Annotated in this window: 20 protein-coding genes and 1 riboswitch; of the genes, 9 read left to right on the top strand and 11 right to left on the bottom strand. The window is 73.5% G+C overall.

All coding sequences use genetic code 11. From position 1 onward, the window contains the following. Window positions 1–125: 125 nt before the first annotated feature. The 3 genes from ACIRRH_RS02460 to ACIRRH_RS02450 all read right to left on the bottom strand — a co-directional run bounded on the left by ACIRRH_RS02460 (window position 126) and on the right by ACIRRH_RS02450 (window position 2,365). Window positions 126–515 carry a DUF3040 domain-containing protein gene (locus tag ACIRRH_RS02460; RefSeq protein ID WP_224285186.1) on the bottom strand — a complete coding sequence of 130 codons (390 nt, stop codon included), beginning with the start codon at window positions 513–515 and terminating at the stop codon, window positions 126–128. Window positions 516–988: 473 nt separating this feature from the next. Beyond that, entirely contained in the window at window positions 989–1,741 is a 753-nt protein-coding gene (locus ACIRRH_RS02455) for a methyltransferase domain-containing protein (RefSeq protein ID WP_403060552.1), read from the bottom strand. A 45-nt stretch (window positions 1,742–1,786) separates the two neighbouring features. After that, a complete protein-coding gene (locus ACIRRH_RS02450) occupies window positions 1,787–2,365 on the bottom strand; it encodes an SAV_6107 family HEPN domain-containing protein (protein WP_403060550.1) in 579 nt (192 codons plus the stop codon). A 576-nt stretch (window positions 2,366–2,941) separates the two neighbouring features. Here ACIRRH_RS02450 and ACIRRH_RS02445 point away from each other — a divergent pair. Then, a complete protein-coding gene (locus ACIRRH_RS02445; RefSeq protein ID WP_403060548.1) occupies window positions 2,942–3,544 on the top strand; it encodes a DUF4126 domain-containing protein in 603 nt (200 codons plus the stop codon). A 22-nt stretch (window positions 3,545–3,566) separates the two neighbouring features. Next, the gene (locus ACIRRH_RS02440; protein ID WP_403060546.1) at window positions 3,567–5,084 is read left to right on the top strand and encodes a phytoene desaturase family protein; all 1,518 of its coding nucleotides are present in this window, start codon (window positions 3,567–3,569) and stop codon (window positions 5,082–5,084) included. A 29-nt stretch (window positions 5,085–5,113) separates the two neighbouring features. Here the strand turns inward: ACIRRH_RS02440 and ACIRRH_RS02435 are convergent, their stop codons facing one another. Next, on the bottom strand, window positions 5,114–5,971 hold the full coding sequence (locus tag ACIRRH_RS02435; RefSeq protein ID WP_403060544.1) for a hypothetical protein: 858 nt from the start codon (window positions 5,969–5,971) through the stop codon (window positions 5,114–5,116). Between the two features lie 205 nt (window positions 5,972–6,176). Beyond that, on the bottom strand, window positions 6,177–7,091 hold the full coding sequence (gene metF, locus ACIRRH_RS02430; protein WP_403060541.1) for a methylenetetrahydrofolate reductase [NAD(P)H]: 915 nt from the start codon (window positions 7,089–7,091) through the stop codon (window positions 6,177–6,179). Between the two features lie 197 nt (window positions 7,092–7,288). Here metF and ACIRRH_RS02425 point away from each other — a divergent pair, with 197 nt between their 5' ends. Next, the gene (locus ACIRRH_RS02425) at window positions 7,289–8,419 is read left to right on the top strand and encodes a polyprenyl synthetase family protein (protein WP_403060538.1); all 1,131 of its coding nucleotides are present in this window, start codon (window positions 7,289–7,291) and stop codon (window positions 8,417–8,419) included. Window positions 8,420–8,462: 43 nt separating this feature from the next. Here the strand turns inward: ACIRRH_RS02425 and thiE are convergent, their stop codons facing one another. From thiE to ACIRRH_RS02410, 3 genes are read right to left on the bottom strand one after another with little or no spacing between them, the layout of a single operon-like run. Then, window positions 8,463–9,110 carry a thiamine phosphate synthase gene (gene thiE, locus ACIRRH_RS02420; protein WP_403060535.1) on the bottom strand — a complete coding sequence of 216 codons (648 nt, stop codon included), beginning with the start codon at window positions 9,108–9,110 and terminating at the stop codon, window positions 8,463–8,465. Next, complete coding sequence (locus ACIRRH_RS02415; protein WP_403060532.1) at window positions 9,110–9,475, bottom strand: Rv2175c family DNA-binding protein; 366 nt, start codon at window positions 9,473–9,475, stop codon at window positions 9,110–9,112. Before ACIRRH_RS02415 ends, thiE begins: the two co-directional genes overlap by 1 nt. Before the next feature lie 42 nt (window positions 9,476–9,517). Further along, window positions 9,518–10,723, bottom strand: a complete 1,206-nt coding sequence (locus ACIRRH_RS02410) for an NAD(P)/FAD-dependent oxidoreductase (protein WP_403060529.1) — start codon at window positions 10,721–10,723, stop codon at window positions 9,518–9,520. Between the two features lie 153 nt (window positions 10,724–10,876). Then, window positions 10,877–10,989, top strand: a riboswitch (TPP riboswitch). A gap of 3 nt (window positions 10,990–10,992) precedes the next feature. Between ACIRRH_RS02410 and thiO the strand changes: the two genes are divergently transcribed. From thiO to pknB, 4 genes are all read left to right on the top strand, one after another. Beyond that, the gene (gene thiO / locus ACIRRH_RS02405; protein WP_403060526.1) at window positions 10,993–12,168 is read left to right on the top strand and encodes a glycine oxidase ThiO; all 1,176 of its coding nucleotides are present in this window, start codon (window positions 10,993–10,995) and stop codon (window positions 12,166–12,168) included. Further along, entirely contained in the window at window positions 12,165–12,389 is a 225-nt protein-coding gene (gene thiS, locus ACIRRH_RS02400) for a sulfur carrier protein ThiS (protein WP_403060523.1), read from the top strand. The genes thiO and thiS overlap by 4 nt, the downstream gene beginning before the upstream one ends. 3 nt (window positions 12,390–12,392) lie before the next feature. Next, a complete protein-coding gene (locus ACIRRH_RS02395; protein WP_403060521.1) occupies window positions 12,393–13,211 on the top strand; it encodes a thiazole synthase in 819 nt (272 codons plus the stop codon). Window positions 13,212–13,428: 217 nt separating this feature from the next. Then, a complete protein-coding gene (pknB, locus tag ACIRRH_RS02390) occupies window positions 13,429–15,201 on the top strand; it encodes a Stk1 family PASTA domain-containing Ser/Thr kinase (protein WP_403060518.1) in 1,773 nt (590 codons plus the stop codon). Window positions 15,202–15,241: 40 nt separating this feature from the next. Here the strand turns inward: pknB and ACIRRH_RS02385 are convergent, their stop codons facing one another. Further along, entirely contained in the window at window positions 15,242–15,871 is a 630-nt protein-coding gene (locus tag ACIRRH_RS02385; protein ID WP_403060516.1) for a sulfite oxidase-like oxidoreductase, read from the bottom strand. 265 nt (window positions 15,872–16,136) lie between these two features. Between ACIRRH_RS02385 and bfr the strand changes: the two genes are divergently transcribed. Next, complete coding sequence (bfr, locus tag ACIRRH_RS02380; RefSeq protein ID WP_224281434.1) at window positions 16,137–16,616, top strand: bacterioferritin; 480 nt, start codon at window positions 16,137–16,139, stop codon at window positions 16,614–16,616. Window positions 16,617–16,620: 4 nt separating this feature from the next. On the opposite strand, the gene ACIRRH_RS02375 is transcribed toward bfr, so the two are convergent. Beyond that, the gene (locus tag ACIRRH_RS02375) at window positions 16,621–16,893 is read right to left on the bottom strand and encodes a bacterioferritin-associated ferredoxin (RefSeq protein WP_403060513.1); all 273 of its coding nucleotides are present in this window, start codon (window positions 16,891–16,893) and stop codon (window positions 16,621–16,623) included. 160 nt (window positions 16,894–17,053) lie between these two features. Continuing rightward, window positions 17,054–18,403 (bottom strand): class II 3-deoxy-7-phosphoheptulonate synthase, encoded by a 1,350-nt coding sequence (locus ACIRRH_RS02370; RefSeq protein ID WP_403060510.1) that lies wholly within the window; start codon window positions 18,401–18,403, stop codon window positions 17,054–17,056. A 303-nt stretch (window positions 18,404–18,706) separates the two neighbouring features. Here ACIRRH_RS02370 and ACIRRH_RS02365 point away from each other — a divergent pair, with 303 nt between their 5' ends. Continuing rightward, window positions 18,707–20,644 carry an anthranilate synthase family protein gene (locus ACIRRH_RS02365; protein ID WP_403060507.1) on the top strand — a complete coding sequence of 646 codons (1,938 nt, stop codon included), beginning with the start codon at window positions 18,707–18,709 and terminating at the stop codon, window positions 20,642–20,644. Window positions 20,645–20,749: the final 105 nt, after the last annotated feature.

Raw genomic sequence — 20,749 nt, 5'->3', positions numbered from 1 at the left:
CGGAACCGCGGCGGCCCCACGCGGACCCCCCCCTATGCCTTATCCGTAATCCTGATCCGGACACGCGCCGGGGCGGGCTGTCTACCGACGCCCCGCCCCGGCTTCGTACGTATCGGCCGAGCTGCTCAGAAGCCGCCGGTCTGCTCGTCCCGGCGGCGCTGCCAGCGCTGCTCCACCCGGTCCATCATCCCGGCCTTGCGGCGCGGGGCCGCGGCCGGGCGGGCCCCGGCGTTCTGGGCCGCAGGGCCGCGGCGCCAGCCGGTCACGGCGAACACCGCACACCCGAGCATCACCAGGAAGCCCACCACGCTGACCCAGATCTGGTCCGGCACGACCATGCCGCCCATCAGCAGGCCGATGCCCACCACGAAGCCGGCGACGGCCAGGTAGACCCGCCGACGGGTGTAGGTGCGCAGCCCGGTTCCCTCAAGCGCCGACGCGAATTTGGGATCTTCGGCATACAGCGCTCGCTCCATCTGGTCGAGCAGTCGCTGCTCGTGCTCCGAGAGCGGCACGGAGTCCTCCTACTCGTCGGTCGCGGGTGCGACCGGTCCGCCCACCCCGGTCGGGGAGGCAAGTCCAATCAGCCTTGGGGCACACGGTCGGGTCGGACGCCCGTGCGGGGGACCCGGCCCGTGTCGTCCATATGCCCCACGCGTCCGGCTGTCATGCTTTCCGGCTTTACCCAGATCATACGGTCCGTGGGCCCGTTACGGGGTGGTCTGCCCCGCGTGGGACGGGCCACTTCGAGCGGGGACGGCCGCATCCGTGTCAACGCGCCACGCCCCGGACAAGTGCCCGATCGGATGGAATCGTCCCGGACCTGGGCAGGTTCGCCGCCGGGCGGCACGGCACGGCACGGAGCGGCCCGGGCACGGACGGGGAACGGGCAGGCCTCCGGAGCGCGAACCACCGCCGTACGGTGTGCGAAAAAACCGTACGACGGCGGAAGGGTTCGTGAAGGGGCGCGCGAGCCGGGAGGTGCGCCTCAGGCCAGAGTGGCCAGCAGGTGCAGCTGGGTCGCCACGGCGTGGAACTCGGGCTGCGCGGCGGCGGCCTCCTCCAGCTTCAGCAGCGCCTCCAGCGCGCCCGGCTCGGTGTCCACCAGCACGCCGGGGACGAGGTCCGCGAAGACCCGTACGCCGTGCACCGACTCCACCCGCAGGCCCGCGGCCTCGGCCAGTCGGCCCAGCTCCTCCCCGGTGAAGCGGCGCGGCATCGGGTCCTGCTCGCCCCAGCGGCCGTCGGCGGCGGAGAGCACGGTGCGGGCCTCGTTGAAGTGGCCGGCCAGCGCGCGGGCCAGTACGGCGCCGTTGCGGTTGGCCGCCAGCAGGCTGACCAGGCCGCCCTTGCGCAGGGTGCCGGCCAGGCTGCCGAGCGCCTCGGCCGGGTCGTCCACGACCTCCAGCACGCCGTGGCAGAGCACCGCGTCCACGCTGCCGGGGGTGACCAGCTCGGGCAGGGTCTGGGTGTCTCCCTGGACGGCCCGCACCAGGTCCATCACACCGGCCTCGGCGGCCCGGCGCTCCAGGGCGAACAGGGCGTCCGGGCTCGGGTCGACCACCGTGACGCGGTGGCCGAGCTTGGCGACGGGCACGGCGAAGTTCCCGGTGCCGCCGCCGGTGTCGACCACGTCGAGCACCGGCTGGTCCAGCTCGGCCGCCCGCTTCTCCAGGGCCGCCCGGACCACCTCCCACACCACGGCGGTACGCAGGGCACTGCGGGGACGCGTCGGGTACAAGGCGGAGCTCCTTGGCACGTGCAGTTCGATCAGGATGCCTCCACCTTAGACCGGCCCGGCGGGGAGCCCGCTCACGCCCGGCGGCTCGTCGCCGTCCAGCGGCAGCCGGGGCGGGGGCGGGGCGGCGTGCAGGCCGAGCAGCCGCTCGACCAGGCGCAGGAACAGGGCTGAGTTGCGGATCAGGTCGTCGGCGTCCCGGGCCGAGGCGGCGCCCCTGATCCCGGCCTCGGCGGCGGCCCGGCGGCGGGCGCCGGCCCCGTAGTAGACCGCCCACTCGGCGAGCTCCGGCGCCACCTCGGGCAGCACCTCCCAGGCACTGCGGATCGCCTTGCGGCGGCGCGGGCTCTTCTCCGGGCGGCCGCGCACCGCCAGGACGGCCGCCACCGTGCGCAGCGCGGCCAGGTGGGCGGTGGCGTAGCGCTCCAGCGGGTCCTCCAGGGCGCGGGCCCGGGCGAGGGTGCGGTGGGCGTCGGCGAGCAGGTCGAGGCCGGCCGGCGGCGCGGCGACCCGGCGCAGCACGGGGTGGACGTCCGCTGCGGCGGAACGGACGGACGGACCCGGGAGGTGCGGAAGGGCGGCGGAGTGGAGGCGGGCGGTGACGGGCTCCCGATGGCTGACGGTCATGGTCTCCCCCGTTCCGAGGCAGCGCGCGGACCGGGTGGTCCGTGCCCTTCCATCGTGAACGGCGCCACTGACAATCCGGCAATCCGGCCGCCGGCCGCGACCCGGAGAGGGGCCGGGAAAAGGCGTAGCGGCGGCGGCGCGGTCCTCCCCCGGTCCGCACCGCCGCCGTGCCGTCGCTCCGCCCGTCCCCCACGGCCGGCGGTGGCGCACTCCCCCCGTGACCGGTCTCCCCCCGCCCCGCTCCGCCGCCCCGTGCCGGCGGTGCGGGGACCGTGACCAGCCCCGTGGCGAACCGTCCGCCGCCTCCCCGGAGTTCACGGCCGGGAGACGGACGGGTCCGCCGCCCGGGCGGGCCCGGCGCCCGACGCGCCGCCCTCCCGGGTGCCACCACTCTCCCGTCTCCGCAGGTCGGCGGCCATCCGCTGACGTACTCAACCGTGGAACTGAGTATCCGTACTCAGTCCGCCGACCGCCGGAACCGGGACGTGTGTCCGCGGCGTCCCGGGTGCCGGTACGGTACGGCGGGCCGGGCTGAGCCGGCCCCCGAGGGGACGCGACGACGAGGAGGGGGACGAGATGACGGTCCTGCCGCTGATCTTCACCAGCGGACTGGCCAGCGGCGTCAACGCCTACGCGGTGGTGCTGCTGCTCGGTCTGCTGGGCAGGTTCGCCGACGCGGACTCGGTGCCGCAGGCGCTGGAGCGCACGGACGTCCTGATCGTGGCCGGCCTGCTGTTCGCACTGGAGGCGGTGGCCGACAAGATCCCGTACGTGGACAGCGTCTGGGACGTCGTGCACACGGTGATCCGGCCGATCGCCGGTGCCACCGTCGGCGTGCTGATCGCGAGCAACGACCCCGGCTCGCTCAGCGAGGTCGCGGCCGGCGCGATGGGCGGCACGTCGGCGCTGGTCAGCCACCTGGTGAAGGCCTCGCTGCGGATGGCCGTCAACACCTCCCCCGAGCCGGCCAGCAACATCGTGGTCAGCATCGCCGAGGACCTCTCGGTGGCCGGCCTGATCACCCTGGCGATCTTCCACCCCTGGCTGGCCGCCACGGTCGCCGCCGTGGTCCTGGTCGTCGGCCTGCTGCTGGTCTGGCTGGCGATCAGCAAGATCCGTGCCTTCCGGGCCCGCCGCCGCGAACGCAGGGCCGCCCGGGCGGCGGAGGGGAGCGCGTAAAGCTGGCCCTAGGATCGGGGCCATGGCAAAGATCGTCGTCATCGGCGCAGGAATGAGCGGGCTCGCGGCGGCCTCCCGGCTGGGGACCCTCGGCCACCGGGTGACGGTCTGTGAGGCGAGCGGCACGTACGGGGGCATGGTCGGGCGGTACGAGCGCGACGGCTTCGCCTTCGACACCGGGCCCGGCCTGCTCGCCCTCCCGGCGGTCTACCGCGACCTCGCCCTGAAGACCGGCAAGGAGCCGCTGGAGCAGCTGGTCGAACTGGCCCCGGTCGACCCGGAGAGCCGGCACCTGTTCGCGGACGGCACCGTCGTCACCCTGCCGAACGCCTCCCGCGGCGGCGTCAGCCAGGCGCTGGACGCCGCCTTCGGCGCGGGCTCCGGCGCCCGCTGGAGCGAGGTGATGAACCACGGCCGGACGGTCTGGGAGGCCACCCGCCGCCCGTTGCTGGAGGATCCGCTCCCGGCCGACCACGGCATCCTCTCCCCGGCCGACCGGGCTCTGCTGGGCACCGACCCGTACCCCGTCCCGCCGCGCACCGGTCTGGCCCGCCTGCGCCGCCCGCAGCCGTGGTCCCTGGAGCACGTGGCTGCACGCGAGCTCGACGGCCACCCCGGCCTGACCGCCCTGCTGTTCGAGCCGGCCGTCCGGTACGGCTTCACCCCGGCCGAGGCGCCCGCCGGGGCCACCGTGCTGCCGTACATGGAGCAGTCCTTCGGCGTCTGGTACGTCCGGGGCGGCCTGCGGGCCCTCGCGGACGCGGTGTTCCGACGCTGCGAGCTGCGCGGGGTCGAGTTCCGCTTCGACACCCCGGTCACCCGGGTGGTCGTCGAGGGCGGCCGGGCGAGCGGGGTCGAGACGGCGGACGGCCGGATCGACGCGGACCTGGTGATCTCCGCGATGGACACCAACGCCCTCTACCGCCACGGCCTCGCCGAGTGGCCGGGGCTGCCGGTCGACCACTGGGAGCCGCAGGAGGTGCCCGGCCGGTTCAGCGTGCTGCTCGCCCTGCGCGGGCCCCGGCCGGAGGGCACCGCGCACCGCACGGTGGTGCACGCGGCCGATCCGGCCGAGGAGGCGAACGCGCTGACCCTCGCGGTGCCGCCCTGCGAGCAGCCCACCGTCCAGGTGCTGCGCCCGGACGACCCGGCGCTGCGCCCCGACGACGGGCACGAGAGCGTGGTGCTGACCGCGACCGTCCCGGCCCAGGGCGAGTTCGACTGGACCGCCCCGGGCGTCGCCGACCGCTACGCCGACCGGCTGCTCGCCCACGTGGACGCGGCCGGCCTGGGCCTGCGCGAGCGGGTGCTGTGGCGGGTCGTGCGCACTCCGGAGGACACCCGCAGGGAGACCGGTGTCCTCGGCGGGGCGGTCGCCCGCCCGGTCCTGGCCGGCTCCGCGGGCGGGTGGCTGAAGGCCGCCAACGAGTCCCCCGTCCCCGGCCTCTACCTGATCGGCGGCAACGCCCACCCCGGCGGCGGCCTCGCCCGCGTCGGCATGTCGGCCTGCATCACCGCCGGGCTGATCGGCCCGGCGTAGGCCCCGGCCGGCGGGCCGGCCCGGTCGGGTCAGCCCTGGTGCCAGGTGTTCTGCTGCTGGTAGCCGTGGTTCTGGTCGTACGCCGGCTGCTGCGGGATGTCCTGGACGTGCTGGTCGGGCTGGGGCTGCCACTGCTGCTGGGGCTGGGCGTTCGGGTCCCAGGCCTGCTCGTGCTGCGGCTGCTGGTAGCCCGCGTACTGGTCCTGCTGCTGGCTCTGCTGCTGGTAGGCGCCGTACGGGTCCTGCTGGTGCTGGGGGTAGCCGCCGTAGGACTGCTGGTCGTAGGCGTAGGCGGGCTGCTGCTGGGTCTGCCACTGCTGCTGGTCGTAGCCGCCCTGGTAGGCGGCGGCGTACGGGTCCTGGGGCTGCTGCTGGACCTGCGGCTGCTGCTCGTAGTACCCGGGCGCGTAGACGCCGTCCTGGGCGAGCTCCTGCATCTCGAAGGCGGCGGTCTGCTCGACCTCCGGCACCTCGTCGGGCACCGGTGCGGCGGCCGGGGGCTCCTCGACGGCGCCGACCTCGCCGACCCGCTCCTCGGCGACGGCGACGGCCGCCACCGCGGCGGCGCCGCCGGTGAGGGCGCCGAGCAGCGGCACCTTGGCGAGCGGGCCGGGCAGGCTGCCGTCGGACTTCCGCAGGGACCAGCCGGCCCGGTAGCCGCGCCTGACCGAGAGGGTGACGAAGGTCTGGCCGACCGCGAACAGCACGGCACCGGCCCCGATCACCACGACCGAGCCGAGGCTCATCCCGGCGGCCACGCCCAGGAAGCCGGCCAGGGCCAGGACCCGCCAGTGCAGCGGTGCCCGGTTCTGCAGCAGCACCTCCGCGACCAGCCAGAGCGCCACCACCGCCAACGCGGCGTACAGCAGCAGGTATCCGATGCCCATCCGCCCGCTACCTCCAGTCGCGTGCCCGCGCGTGTGCGCCGCGCGTGTGCGGCGACTGTACCGGTTCAACGGCCGGGGTACCGCATCGCGTTCCCACCGCCCCGAAGCCCGGCCGCACACGACCGAGCCCGCCACCGTCGGTTCGGTGACGGGCTCGTGAACACCCGGCGTCCGCGCCGCGCAGGCGCGGGCTCGGCCCCGTCCGTCAGCGCTTGTGCAGCCCCAGGTTCTGGTAGATCTCCAGCGTCGCCGTCGAGTGGTTCAGCGTGATGAAGTGCAGACCGGGCGCGCCCTCGGCGAGGAGGCGCTCGGCCATCGCCGTGGCGTGCTCCATGCCGATGGCCCGCAGCGCCGCCGGATCGTCGATGGCCGCCCGCAGGCGGGCCTCCAGGTCGGCGGGGAAGGCCGAACCGCTGAGCTGCGGGAAGCGCTCCAGCTGCTTGGCGTTGGTGACCGGCATGATCTCCGGGATGATCGGCGTCTCGCAGCCGGCGGCCGTCACCCGGTCGCGCAGCCGCAGGTAGTCGTCCACCTCGAAGAACATCTGGGTGATCGCGTAGTCGGCCCCGGAGCGGATCTTCGCCACGAAGTGCCGGATGTCCTCGTCCCAGTCGGTCGAGCGCGGGTGCATGTTCGGCGAGGCCGCGACGCCGACGCAGAAGTCGCCGATGCCCTTGATCAGCTCCACCAGCTCGTACGCGTAGGTGACGCCCTCGGGGTGCTTGACCCACTCGCCCATCGGGTCGCCGGGCGGGTCGCCCCGGACCGCGAGGACGTTCCGCACGCCCTGGTCGGCGTACTGGCCGATGATGTTGCGCAGCTCCGCGATCGAGTGGTCCACCGCGGTGAGGTGGGCGACCGGGGTCAGGGTGGTCTCGGTGGCGATCCGGCCGACCATGTTGACGGTGCGCTCGCGCGAGGAGCCGCCGGCACCGTACGTCATGCAGACGAAGTTGGGGTCGAGCGGTTCGAGCCGGCGGATGGCGTCCCAGAGCTTCTGCTCGCCGACCTCGCTGCGCGGCGGCATGAACTCGAAGGAGAAGGAGCGCTTGCCGGCCGCCAGGAGTTCGCGCACCGTCAGTGCGCGATCCGTTCTCGTGGAAGCGATACCGAGTGCCATGCTGGCAGGTTATCCGGCGTCCGAAGGGGCCGGACAGCCGAATTCCACCTATTGAGACAACTGATGGATGGCGTTCCGGTTCACCCCGGACCGGTTCCGCGACGCCTCCCCGCACACCCCGTCCCGGCCGATCGCACACCCGTTCCCCGTTGCACCGCTACGCTTGCTGCACCCCAGAGAACCAGCGGAGCCCCATCGTGACCTCGCCCAGCACCCGGCCGGCCAACCCCAGTGCGGCCAACCCCATTGACGTGGAGGACGTCCGCACCCGCGTCAACGCAGCGCTCGCCACGTTCATGGACGGCCAGTCCGTGCTGCTCGCCAAGATCTCGCCCCAGCTGGTCCCCGCCGCCGACGCACTGCGCGACTTCCTGCTGGACGGCGGCAAGCGGCTGCGCCCGGCCTTCTGCTACTGGGGCTGGCGCGGCGCCGGCGGCCCGGCCGGTGGCGCCGGCGGCGACGCGATCGCCAACGCGGCCGCCGCCCTGGAACTGCTCCAGGCGAGCGCCCTGGTGCACGACGACCTGATGGACCGCAGCGACACCCGCCGCGGCCTGCCCTCGGTCCACCGCCGCTTCGAGGCACTGCACCGCGACAGCGGCTGGCGCGGCGACCGCGAGCAGTACGGCGCCTCGGCCGCGGTGCTGCTCGGCGACCTGCTGCTGATCTGGTGCGACGAGCTGTTCCTGCGCTGCGGCCTGGAGCCGGCCGCCGTCCTGGCCGCCAAGCCGGTGTTCGACCTGATGCGCACCGAGGTCATGGTCGGCCAGTACCTGGACGTGCTGGAGCCGGTGGCCGGCGACTCGACGGACGAGGGCGCGCTGGAGCGGGCGCAGACCGTGCTGCACTACAAGTCCGCGAAGTACACCATCGAGCGGCCGCTCCAGGTGGGAGCGCTGCTGGCCGGCGCCGGGCCGGAGCTGGTCGAGGCGTACGGGGCGTTCGGGCTGCCGCTGGGCGAGGCCTTCCAGCTGCGCGACGACCTGCTCGGCGTCTTCGGGGATCCGGCCGTCACCGGCAAGCCGGCCGGGGACGACCTGCGCGAGGGCAAGCGCACCCTGCTGGTCGCGCACGCGATGCGTGGCCTGTCGGCCGCCGACGCCCGGTACCTGGACGAGCGGCTCGGCGCCCCGGACCTGGCGGCCCCGGAGGTCGCCGAACTGCGCGAGCTGGTCGCCCGCAGCGGCGCGCCCGAGCTGGTGGAGCGCCGGATCGAGGAGCTGATGCGGCAGTCGCTGGGGGCGCTGGAGGCGGCGCCGCTCGCCGACGAGCAGGCCCGTGCGGTGCTGCTGGCACTGGCCGAGGCCGCCACCGTCCGCAAGTACTGACGGACGGCGACGGCCTCGGGCCGGCCCTGCGGATCCGGGCCGGTCAGAGCGCGGCGCGCACCCTGCGGGACAGCTCGGCGGCGGCCGCCCGCGGGTCCGCCGCGGCGGTGACGGCCCGCACCACGACGATCCGGCGGGCACCCGCGGCCAGCACCTCGTCCAGGTTGCCGAGGTCGATCCCGCCGATCGCGAACCACGGCCGGTCGGTGGCCTGCTTCGCCGCGTACGAGACCAGGCCGAGGCCCGGGGCCGGGCGGCCCGGCTTGGTCGGGGTCGGCCAGACCGGGCCGGTGCAGAAGTAGTCCACCCCCGGCTCGGCGATCGCCGCGTCCACCTCGGACTCGGCGTGGCAGGAACGGCCGATCAGCACGTCCTCGCCGAGGATCGCCCGGGCGGCCGCCACCGGCAGGTCGTCCTGACCGAGGTGCAGCACGTCCGGCCGGGCCGCGTGGGCGACGTCGGCGCGGTCGTTGACGGCCAGCAGCTTGCCGTGCCGGCGACAGGCGTCGGCGAAGACCTCCAGGGCCTCCAGCTCCTGCCTGGCCTCCAGGCCCTTGTCCCGCAGCTGGACGACGTCCACCCCGCCCGCCAGCGCCGCGTCCAGGAACTCGGCGAGGTCACCCTGCTCGCGGCGGGCGTCGGTGCACAGGTACAGCCGGGCGTCGGCGAGCCTGGCGTGCAGGTCCGTCATCACAGCGCCATGGCCTGGGCGCGGCGCTTGACCTCGGTCGCCCGGTTCTCCCACAGCGCCTGCACCGGGCTGCCGGGCAGCGACTCGTCCTCCGTGAACATCCACTCGATGATCTCGTCGTCGGAGAAGCCGCTGTCCCGCAGCACGGTCAGCAGGCCGACCAGGTGCTTGACCGGGCCGGTCTCGTCGATGAAGGCGGCCGGGACCTGCAAGGACTTGTTGGGGCCACGGCGGACCGCGATCAGGTCGCCCTTCTTGACCATGTTGCGGACCTCGGTGACCAGCACACCCCACCGCTCGGAGATGTCGGGCAGGTACAGCCACTCGGGGACCAGGGCTTCAGTCTTGGCATCGATCTCACTCACGGCACCAGACTGCCACCTCGACGGCCCACCGTGCACACGGCCCTACGCCGTGGCCGCCTTCAGCGGCACCGCCGGGTCGGCCGCACGGGCCCGGTCCAGCGCGGTGCCGCGCTCGATCAGCCTCCGCCCCTGGGTGAGGTCGCGCGGCCGGTCCACGGTCAGCAGGGCGCTCGGCACGCCGTCGCGCAGCCAGAGCACCGACCAGTCGGCGTCCTGCGGGCCGCCGCGCCAGAGCAGCTCGTCGCCCTCGGCGTGCCGGCCGGCGTACTGGACCATCCGCCCGAACTGCTCGGACCAGAAGTACGGCACCGGGTCGTAGGCCGGCGCGTCCGCGCCCAGGACGGCGGCGGCCACCGCCTCGCCGGACTGCAGGGCGTGGTCCCAGTGCTGGACGGCCAGCCGGGCGCCGGCCCGGGCCGAGGGGTAGCTGACGCAGTCGCCGGCCGCGAAGACACCGGGCACCGAGGTGCGCAGCCGCCCGTCCACCACGACGGCACCGGCCGCGTCCAGCTCGATCCCGGAGCCGGCCAGCCAGCCGGTCGCGGGACGCGCCCCGATACCGACCACGACCTCGTCGGCGGGCAGGTGCGCGCCGTCCGCCAGCAGCACCGCGCCGGGCTCGACGGCGGCCACACCGACCCCGCAGCGCAGGTCGACCCCGGCCTCGGTGTACCAGGCGGCCATCGCCGAACCGATCTCCGTCGGCAGTGCGCCGGGCAGCGGCGCCGGGCCGGCCTCGACCACGGTCACCTCGCAGCCCGCCGCGCGGGCCGCGCCGGACACCTCGGCACCGATCCAGCCCGCGCCGACCAGCACCAGCCGCAGCCCGGGGCGCAGCAGCGCGCGCAGCGCCAGGGCGTCGTCCAGGGTGTGCAGCAGGTGCGCCCGCTCGGCGCCGGGCAGGGCACGCGGGACGGCGCCGGTGGCGACCACCAGCGAGCCGTACGGAAGGTCGCCGCCGTCGGTGTGCAGCACGCCGGGGGTGAGGCCGGTGGCCCGGCGGCCGGTGAACAGCTCGATGCCGAGCTGCCCGTAGTCGATGTCCAGGGTGGTGGAGTCGGCCTTGCCGAGCAGTACGTCCTTGGAGAGCGGCGGCCGGTCGTACGGCGCGTGCCGCTCCTCGCCGACCAGCACGATCCGCCCCTGCCAGCCTCCCTGCCGCAGCTTGAGGGCGGCCTGCGCCCCAGCCAGCCCGGCTCCGACGACGACCACCTGATCCGTTCCGCTCAGCTCTGCCACGCCCGTCACTGTACTCAGCGGCCGGCCGGCAGCTGCGGGCCGTCCGCCCTTCGTGCCGGCCCTCCGGCCGTGCGGAGCGCGGAGGCGGGCGCGGGTCGTCTCCGCCCTGGGGTCCACCCCGCGTACGGGCCTTCGGCCGGGCCGACCCCCGGCGTTAAGGTGGGGGCACCACACGGGAGCCCGGCGTACCGGGCTGAGAGGCGGGCTGGCACGGCCTGCGACCGTCCGAACCTGATCCGGGTCATACCGGCGAAGGGAGAAGAGCAGCTTTGTCACGCTTGCCATCAGGCACCCGCGCCGACGTGCTGGTGATCGGCGGGGGCATCATCGGCCTCGCCGTCGCCTGGCGCGCCGCCCAGCGCGGGCTGCGGAACGTGATCGTGGTCGACCCCTCCCCCGGTGGCGGCGCGGCCCGGGTCGCGGCCGGAATGCTCGCCCCGGTCACCGAGCTCCAGTACGGCGAGGAGCCGCTGCTGCGCCTCGGCATGGCCTCGAACGAGCGGTACGCGGCCTTCGCCGCCGAACTCACCGAGGCGAGCGGCGGCCTGGACACCGGCTACCGCCGGTGCGGCACGGTCGCCGTGGCACTGGACTCCGACGACCGCGAGGAACTGCGCGAGCTGCACGCCTTCCACCAGCGGCTCGGCCTGGACTCGACCTGGCTGACCGGCCGGGAGGCCCGCAGGCTGGAGCCGATGCTCGCCCCCGGCGTGCGCGGCGGCCTGCACGTGGCCGAGGACCACCAGGTGGACGGCCGCCGGCTGCTCAAGGCCCTGCTCCTCGCCTGCGAACGCGCCGGGGTCTCGATCCGTCCGGCCGAGGCCGTCGAGCTGCTGGTCGAGAACGGCCGCGCGACCGGCGCCCGGCTGAGCACCCACGAGACCGTGACCGGCGAGCAGGTCGTCCTCGCGGCCGGCCCGCACAGCCACCGGCTGCCCGGCCTGCCCGAGGGGGCGCTGCCCGCGATCCGCCCGGTGAAGGGGCAGGTGCTGCGCCTCCGCGTCCCGGACGCCTACCGGCCGTTCCTCTCCCGCAACGTCCGCGCCGTCGTCCGCGGCCGGCACCTGTACCTGGTGCCGCGTGAGAACGGCGAGCTGGTGGTCGGCGCGACCACCGAGGAACAGGGCTACGACACCACCGTCACCGCCGGTGGGGTGTACGAACTCCTGCGTGACGCCCATGAGTTGGTCCCGGGGATCACCGAACTCCCGCTGGTGGAGACCTCGGCCGGGCTGCGCCCCGGCTCGCCGGACAACGCCCCGCTGCTGGGCCCGACCTCGCTGCCCGGGCTGGTCGCCGCCACCGGCCACTACCGCAACGGCGTGCTGCTCACCCCGGTGACCGCCGACCTGGTCGCCGAGTACCTGGCCACCGGCGAAGTCCCGGATCTCGCAAGGCCGTTCACGCCCGTCCGATTCTCCCCCGACCACTCCACCACGAAGGCCTCCGCATGACCGAGACCGCCCTGAACGAGATCGCCCTGACCGTCAACGGCGAGCCCCGCCGGGTGCCCGCCACGACCACCCTCGCCGAGGTGGTGGCCTCTGTCAGTGCCGCCAACACCGGCGTCGCCGCCGCGCTCAACGAGGCCGTGGTGCCCCGCAGTTCGTGGTCCGAGACGCCGCTGAGCACCGGTGACCGGGTCGAGATCCTCACCGCCGTCCAGGGAGGCTGAGCCATGGCCGACGCCCGTCTTTCCGACGACAAGGACAGCCTCACCATTGCCGGGACGACCTTCTCCTCCCGGCTCATCATGGGCACCGGCGGCGCGCCCAGCCTGGAGGTCATGGAGCGTGCGCTGCTCGCCTCCGGCACCGAGCTGACCACGGTGGCCATGCGCCGGGTCGACGCTTCCACCCAGGGCTCCGTCCTGGACGTGCTGACCCGCAACGGCATCCGGGTGCTGCCCAACACGGCCGGCTGCTTCACCGCCGGCGAGGCCGTGCTGACCGCCCGGCTGGCCCGCGAGGCGCTCGGCACCGACTGGGTCAAGCTGGAGGTGATCGCCGACGAGCGCACCCTGCTGCCCGACCCGATCGAGCTGCTGGACGCCGCCGAGACGCTGGTCGACGACGGCTTCACCGTCCTGCCCTACACCAACGACGACCCGGTGCTGGCCCGCAAGCTGGAGGACGTCGGCTGCGCGGCCATCATGCCGCTGGGCTCGCCGATCGGTTCGGGCCTGGGCATCCGCAACCCGCACAACTTCCAGCTGATCGTGGAGGGCGCGGGCGTCCCGGTGATCCTGGACGCGGGCGCCGGCACCGCCTCCGACGTGGCGCTGGCGATGGAGCTGGGCTGCGCCGCGGTGATGCTCGCCTCCGCGGTGACCCGGGCTCAGGACCCGGTGCTGATGGCCGAGGCGATGCGGCACGCCGCCGAGGCGGGCCGGCTCGCGCACCGGGCCGGCCGCATCCCGCGCCGCTTCCACGCCGAGGCGTCCTCCGCGATGGCCGGCCGGGCCGACCTGGACACCCGGGAGCGGCCGGCGTTCTAGGGACATGACGGGTCACAAGCCGGGCACAGATGGCCCCGGAGGCAATGTCCTCCGGGGTCTTCCGGTCCACACCTCACCTAGACTCGCCCGAGTGGACGTGACTCCTCCCCCTCGCAAGCGAGAGGGCTTCTCACTCGGATCCGAAGACCCTCATGACGGCCAAGCCCCGACCGCTGCCCACAGGCAGGTCACCGACAGTATCCCAGCGGTGCACACATTGTCAGACCCCCTGATCGGTACCCTGCTCGACAACAGGTACCGGGTCGAGCAGCGCATCGCGACCGGCGGGATGTCCACCGTCTACAAGGGCATCGACACCCGTCTGGACCGGGTGCTCGCACTCAAGGTGATGCACCCCGCGCTGGCCGGCGACGAGGGCTTCACCGCCCGCTTCATCCGCGAGGCCAAGGCGGTCGCCAAGCTCACCCACCCCAACGTGGTCAACGTCTTCGACCAGGGCGCGGACGGCGGCCACGTCTTCCTCGCCATGGAGTACGTGCCCGGCCGCACCCTGCGCGACCTGCTGCGCGACCGCGGCGCGCTCTCCGTGCGGGCCGCGCTGGACGTGCTGGAGCCGGTGCTGGCCGCACTCGGCGCCGCCCACCGGGCCGGGCTGGTCCACCGCGACGTCAAGCCCGAGAACGTGCTGATCACCGAGGGCGGCCTGGTGAAGGTCGCCGACTTCGGCCTGGTCCGGGTGCTCGGCAGCGCCGACGGCGCGCCCACCTCGACCACCACCGCCACCGGCGGCACGGTCATGGGCACCGTCTCCTACCTGGCCCCCGAGCAGATACTCCCCGACGCCCCCACCGACCAGCGGGTGGACGTCTACGCGGCCGGCATCCTGCTGTACGAGATGCTCACCGGCCGCCGCCCCCACACCGGGGACAACCCCGTCCAGGTCATGTACAAGCACCTGCACGAGGACGTCCCGGCCCCCTCGCTGGTCGCCCCCGCCGTCGGCCCCGGGCTGGACACGATCGTGGCCGGCGCCTGCGCCCGGTCCGCCGACGCCCGCCCGTACGACGCGGTCGAGCTGCTCGCCGCCCTCCAGCGGGTCCGCCGCACCCTCACCCCGGCCGAGCTGGACGCCGAGCCGCCGGCCTCCACCCGGCCCAGCCCGCGCTACCCGACCAGCGAGCCGACCTCGGTGATCCAGCCGCTGCCGCAGCCCGCCGACGCCCCGCCGACGGAGCGCACCAGCGTGCTGGACATGCCGCCGGAGCTGATGGACGAGCTGCTCGCCGAGCCGCGCCCGTACGACGAGCCGACCCCGGTGCACCAGCGCCGGCCGGGCCGGCTTCGCCGCCTCCCCCGCAAGCCGCTGATCTGGACGGCCGCGCTGGCCGCCCTGGTGCTGGCGATCGGCGGCGCCACCTACGGGATCTCCGAGGGGCTGTACGGCTCGGTGCCGGGCGTGCTCGGCAAGGACCGGGCCGAGGCGCAGCGGGTCCTGGACAAGGAGGGCCTGCACGGGAAGTTCGTCGAGGTGTTCAGCGAGTCCGTCCCGTCCGGAGAGGTGATCTCCACCGACCCCGGGGTGGGCGCGCGCACCCGCAAGAGCGACAGCGTCACCGTCACCGTCTCCAAGGGCCCCAAGCGGATCGCGGTGCCGGACCTCGCCGGCAGGAGCGCCGCCGACGCCGCCGCGGCCCTGACCGGAGCCCAGCTGACCAGGGGCGGTGTGACCGAGACCTACAACGACACCGTGTCCGAGGGCTCGGTGATCAGCAGCTCCCCGGCGGCCGGGCAGCTGCTGCAGGAGAACTCCGCGGTCTCGCTGGTGGTCAGCAAGGGCATGGTGCCGGTCCCGAACGTCACCGGGATGAGCAAGGACGAGGCGCAGAAGGCGCTCCAGGCGGCCGGCTTCACCATGCAGACCTCCGGCTGGGACGTGTTCGGCGCGGTCACGTCGTCCGGCCAGAGCCCGGCGGCGGGCGAGCGGCGCCCGCAGCGCAGCGCGGTGACGGTCAAGTTCTCGCTGTTCTAGCCCGTTCCGGCCCTTCGGCCCTTCGATCCTTCGGCCGGGATCAGCGCAGCGGCCCGTCGCCGGGCTCCTCCTGGTAGGAGTAGCGCTGCTCGCGCCAGGGGTCGGCGAGGTTGTGGTAGCCGCGCTCCTCCCAGAAGCCGCGCCGGTCGGCCCGCATGTACTCCACCGCGCGCACCCACTTGGGGCCCTTCCAGGCGTACAGCCGCGGCACCACCAGCCGGACCGGGAAGCCGTGCTCGGCGGTGAGCGCCTCGCCGTTGCGATGGGTGGCGAGCAGGGTGTGCGGGTCGGCGAAGTCGGCCAGCCGCAGGTTGGCGCTGTAGCCGTACTCGGCCCAGACCATGACGTGGGTGACGCCGGGCGCCGGGGGCACCAGGTCGAGCACCACGGCGGCCGACACGCCCGTCCACTCGTTGCCGAGGACGGAGAACTTCGTCACGCAGTGCAGGTCCGCGACGACGGTGGTGCGCGGCAGGGCGTTGAAGGCCTCGAAGTCCCAGCTGTGCTTCTCCGCCGAGGCGGTGGCGCCGAACACCTGGAGGTCCCAGGTCAGCGGCTTGAAGCGGGGCACCGGCCCGTAGTGCAGGGCGGGCCAGCCGCGCTGCACGCGCTGTCCCGGGGGGAGCCTCGGGTCAGACGGCGGAAGCGGTTCGTGTTTCGACTGACCCATGGATCCATGGTGACAGACGGCGGACAGGACACGGCGCGCGCCCCTTTCCGCGGATTCGCGCCCCCGCCCGTACGGGCCAGCGGTCGATCGACCACCAGCACGTTTCATCACGAACCGGATATTCCGACACATGTCCTAGTGAGTGTGAACTTACTGGAATTTCCTCCCAAAGCGGTGCCAGGATGCGCAGCGCAGGACTCAGCACAGGACTCAGCACAGGACTCACCGCACGACACACGGCAGCACGAGCGCAGGAGGCACCACCATGCAGGGCGATCCCGAGGTCATCGAGTTCCTCAACGAGCAGCTCACCGCCGAGCTGACCGCGATCAACCAGTACTTCCTGCACGCCAAGATGCAGGAGAACTTCGGCTGGACGAAGCTCGCCAAGTACACCCGGCACGAGTCCTTCGACGAGATGAAGCACGCCGAGACGCTCACCGACCGGATCCTGTTCCTGGAGGGGCTGCCCAACTACCAGCGGCTGTTCCACGTCCGGATCGGCCAGACGGTCAAGGAGATGTTCGAGGCGGACCGCCAGATCGAGGTCGAGGCGATCGACCGGCTCAAGCGCGGGATCGTGGTGATGCGGGCCAAGAACGACGTCACCTCGGCGAACATCTTCGAGGACATCCTGGCCGACGAGGAGCACCACATCGACTACCTCGACACCCAGCTGGAGCTGCTGGAGAAGCTCGGCGAGGCGCTCTACATCGCCCAGGTCATCGAGCAGCCGGAGTCCTGAGGGCTCAGGCCGCCCGCAGCGGAGCCACCGGGACGGCCTCCGGGGCCGGTGCCGCCGGGGTCTCCGGTTCCGCGAGGCCGAGCTTCGCGGCCAGCCGGGCGGTCGGGCAGGGGCGGGCGCCGTGCTCGCCGAGCAGCGCCTGGATGCGGCGCACGCAGGACCCGCAGTCGGTGCCGGCCTTGCAGCCCCTCGCGATCTGGCGCGGGGTGTTGGCACCCCCGTCGATCGCCTTCTTCACCTGGTCCTCGGTGACCGCATGGCACATGCACACGTACATCGCGGTCTCTCCCGGGCGTGAGGTGGAGTGGATCTTGACTAAGGCCTGCCTTAGTTCACTGAGGCTTACCTTACCTGCCGAAACGGGTGCAAAAAAGCCCCTCCGGGCTCGGGAACCCCGAATCCGGAGGGGCCTTCGTCACATCCGACGGGCACCGGGACTACTGGCCGCGGTACATCTCCGCCACCAGGAACGCCAGGTCCAGCGACTGGCTGCGGTTGAGGCGCGGGTCGCAGGCCGTCTCGTAGCGCTGGTGCAGGTCGTCCACCAGGACCTCGTCGCCGCCGCCGACGCACTCGGTGACGTCGTCGCCGGTCAGCTCCACGTGGATGCCGCCCGGGTGGGTGCCGAGCGCGCGGTGCACCTCGAAGAAGCCCTTGACCTCGTCCAGGACGTCGTCGAAGCGGCGGGTCTTGTGCCCGCTGGAGGCCTCGAAGGTGTTGCCGTGCATCGGGTCGCAGATCCACACCGGCTTGGCGCCGGAGGCGGTGACCTTCTCCACAAGGTTGGGCAGGTGGTCGCGGATCTTGCCCGCGCCCATCCGGGTGATGAAGGTCAGGCGGCCGGGCTCGCGCTCCGGGTCCAGCTTCTCGATCAGGGCCAGCGCGTCGTCCACCGAGGTGGTCGGGCCGAGCTTGACGCCGATCGGGTTGCGGATCTTCGAGGCGAACTCGATGTGCGCGTGGTCCAGCTGCCGGGTGCGCTCGCCGATCCACACCATGTGGCCGGAGACGTCGTACAGCTCGCCGGTGCGCGAGTCCACGCGGGTCAGCGCGGTCTCGTAGTCGAGGACCAGCGCCTCGTGCGAGGAGAAGAACTCGACGGCCTTGAACTCCTCCGGCACCACACCACAGGCGCTCATGAACGCCAGGGCGTTGTCGATCTCCCGGGCGAGCTGCTCGTAACGCTGGCCGGCCGGCGAGTTGCGGACGAAGTCCTGGTTCCAGGCGTGCACCTGGCGCAGGTCCGCGTAACCACCGGTGGTGAACGCGCGCACCAGGTTGAGCGTGGCGGCGGACGCGTTGTACATCCGCTTCAGGCGCTCCGGGTCCGGGATGCGGGACTCGGGGGTGAACTCGAAGCCGTTCACCGAGTCGCCGCGGTAGACCGGCAGGGTCACGCCGTCGCGGGTCTCGGTCGACTTGGAGCGCGGCTTGGAGTACTGGCCGGCGATGCGGCCGACCTTCACCACCGGCACCGAGGCCGCGTACGTCAGTACGGCGGCCATCTGGAGCAGCGTCTTCAGCTTGTTGCGGATGTGCTCCGCCGAGACACCGTCGAAGGCCTCGGCACAGTCACCACCCTGGAGGAGGAAGGCCTCCCCGCGCGCCACGGCTCCGAGCCGGGCGCGCAGCTGGTCGCACTCGCCGGCGAAGACGAGCGGCGGATACGAGGCGAGCTCGGCAAGGGTCTTGCGCAGAGCCTCTTGGTCCGGCCATTCAGGCTGCTGCGCCGCGGGCAGGGACTGCCAGGAGTGGGCAGCCCTCGATGTCTCAGTCGTAGCGGTCACACCGCCAAGGCTACGGGGTGACAGGAGTGACTCGTGACTATTGCCCGATGGGTGAGACGCATCTCGGACAAAGACGTGATCCCCCTCACGTGCCCCGGCGCATCCGCTACGCTCGGACCATGCACGCGCCCCACACCCACTCCTGGTGGTGGGCCTCCCCCAAGGGTGGCCCACAGATGGCGCGTTCCTAGACGAACACGACGGCCGCCCCTCGGGGCGGCCGTCGGCGTCTGAGCAGACGGCCCTCCGGGAGCGGACCTTGCACCGCCTCTCAGCCAGTCCATCCGGAAGGAAGCCGTTCCCGTGACCACCGCTGTCGACCTGCTCACCCACCTCACCGGCCCCGACGCCCCTGCGTTCGCCCTGCTGCACCGCCGCACCCCCCGGCTCAGCCCGGACACCGTCGAGGTGCTGCTGGGCACCGTCGACAGCTACGAGCACCTCGCCGACCTGCCCGTCCGCAGCGGCGCGCCGGCCGGCGGCGGCCCGGTGCACGACCTGCTCGCGCTCGTCCCGTACCGCCAGATCCGCGAGCGCGGCTTCGAGGCGCACGACGACGGCACCCCCCTGCAGGCCCTCTCGGTGACCGCGCAGCACGTCCTTCCGTTGGCCGAATTCACCTCCGCCCTACCGAAGTTGCCGGTCTCACTTGCCGGTGGCGGGTTCGATGTGGACGACGATTCGTACGCGTCGATCGTCCGCCGGGTGATCCGGGACGAGATCGGCAACGGCGAGGGCGCCAACTTCGTGATCCGGCGCGACTTCCACGCGACACTGGAGGACTTCTCCCCGGAGCTCGCGCTGACGCTGTTCCGCCGGCTGCTGGAGCAGGAGCGCGGCGCGTACTGGACCTTCCTGGTGCACACCGGCGAGCGGGTGCTGGTCGGCGCCTCCCCCGAGGTGCACGTCCGGCAGAGCGGCGGCACCGTCGTGATGAACCCGATCTCCGGCACCTATCGCTACCCGGCCGGCGGCTCCGACCTCGACTCGCTGCTCCAGTTCCTGCACGACCCCAAGGAGCTGGAGGAGCTCACCATGGTCGTGGACGAGGAACTCAAGATGATGTGCACGGTCGGCGACCTCGGCGGCCAGGTGCTCGGGCCCCGGCTCAAGGAGATGGCCCACCTCGCCCACACCGAGTACGAGCTGCGCGGGCGCACCTCGATGGACGTCCGCGAGGTGCTCCGCGAGACGATGTTCGCCGCGACCGTCACGGGCAGTCCGGTCGAGAACGCCACCCGGGTGATCAAGCGCTACGAGCCCGCCGGGCGCGGCTACTACTCCGGCGCGCTCGCCCTGATCGGCCGCTCCGCCAGCGGCGGGCAGCTGCTGGACTCGCCGATCTGCATCCGCACCGCCGACATCGACCCGGCCACCGGCCGGCTGGTCGTCCGGGTCGGCGCCACCCTGGTGCGCCACTCCGTCCCGGAGTCCGAGGTCGCCGAGACCCACGCCAAGGCCGCCGGGGTGCTCACCGCGATCGGCGCCCGGCCCGCGCCCGCCCGGCTGCCCCACCCGGTCGGGCCCCGGCTCGCCGACGACCACCGGGTGCAGGCCGCCCTGGACTCCCGCCGGGCCGACCTCGCGCCGTTCTGGCTGCGGATGCAGGAGCCGGCCGAGATCACCGAGGCCGAGCCGACCCTGGTCGTGGACGGCGAGGACACCTTCACCTCGATGCTCTCCCACCTGCTCAGCTCGCTCGGCCACCGGGTGACGGTGGCCCGCTACGACGAGCCGGGGCTGCGCGAGCGGGTCGCGGCGCACCGGGGCGCGCTGGTGCTCGGCCCCGGCCCGGGCGACCCGGCACTCGCGGACGACCCCAAGATGGTGCTGCTGCGGCCGATCGTCGCGGACGCGCTGGCCGCCGTCCGCTCCGGCGCCCGCACCTCGCCGCTGCTCGCGGTCTGCCTGAGCCACCAGCTGCTGGCCGCCGAACTCGGGCTCCCGCTCGGCCGCAAGGCCGTCCCGTACCAGGGTGCGCAGGAGCGCATCGACCTGTTCGGCAGCAAGCACACGGTCGGCTTCTACAACACCTTCACCGCGCGCTGCTCGGAGGCGGACGCGGCGCGGCTCGCCGCCGAGGGCATCGAGGTCTCCCGGGACGCCGTCACCGGCGACGTGCACGCGCTGCGCGGACACGGCTTCGCGGGGCTCCAGTTCCACCCGGAGTCGGTGCTCACCCGCGACGGGGTCGGCATCGTGGCGGGCCTGCTGCGCGAGGCGACGGCCGCACTGCGCTGAGCCGACGGCGCGGGCCCCCGGCGGGTTGTTCCCCGCCGGGGGCGGCCCGGGGGGCCGGGGCCCGGGGGGCGCATTGACGAGGGTCCCGGCCCGGGGCTGTTCGGT

The sequence above is a fragment of the Kitasatospora sp. NPDC101235 genome, assembly GCF_044767505.1.
Lineage (GTDB): Bacteria > Actinomycetota > Actinomycetes > Streptomycetales > Streptomycetaceae > Kitasatospora.
This window is presented reverse-complemented; position numbering and strand designations above follow the sequence as displayed.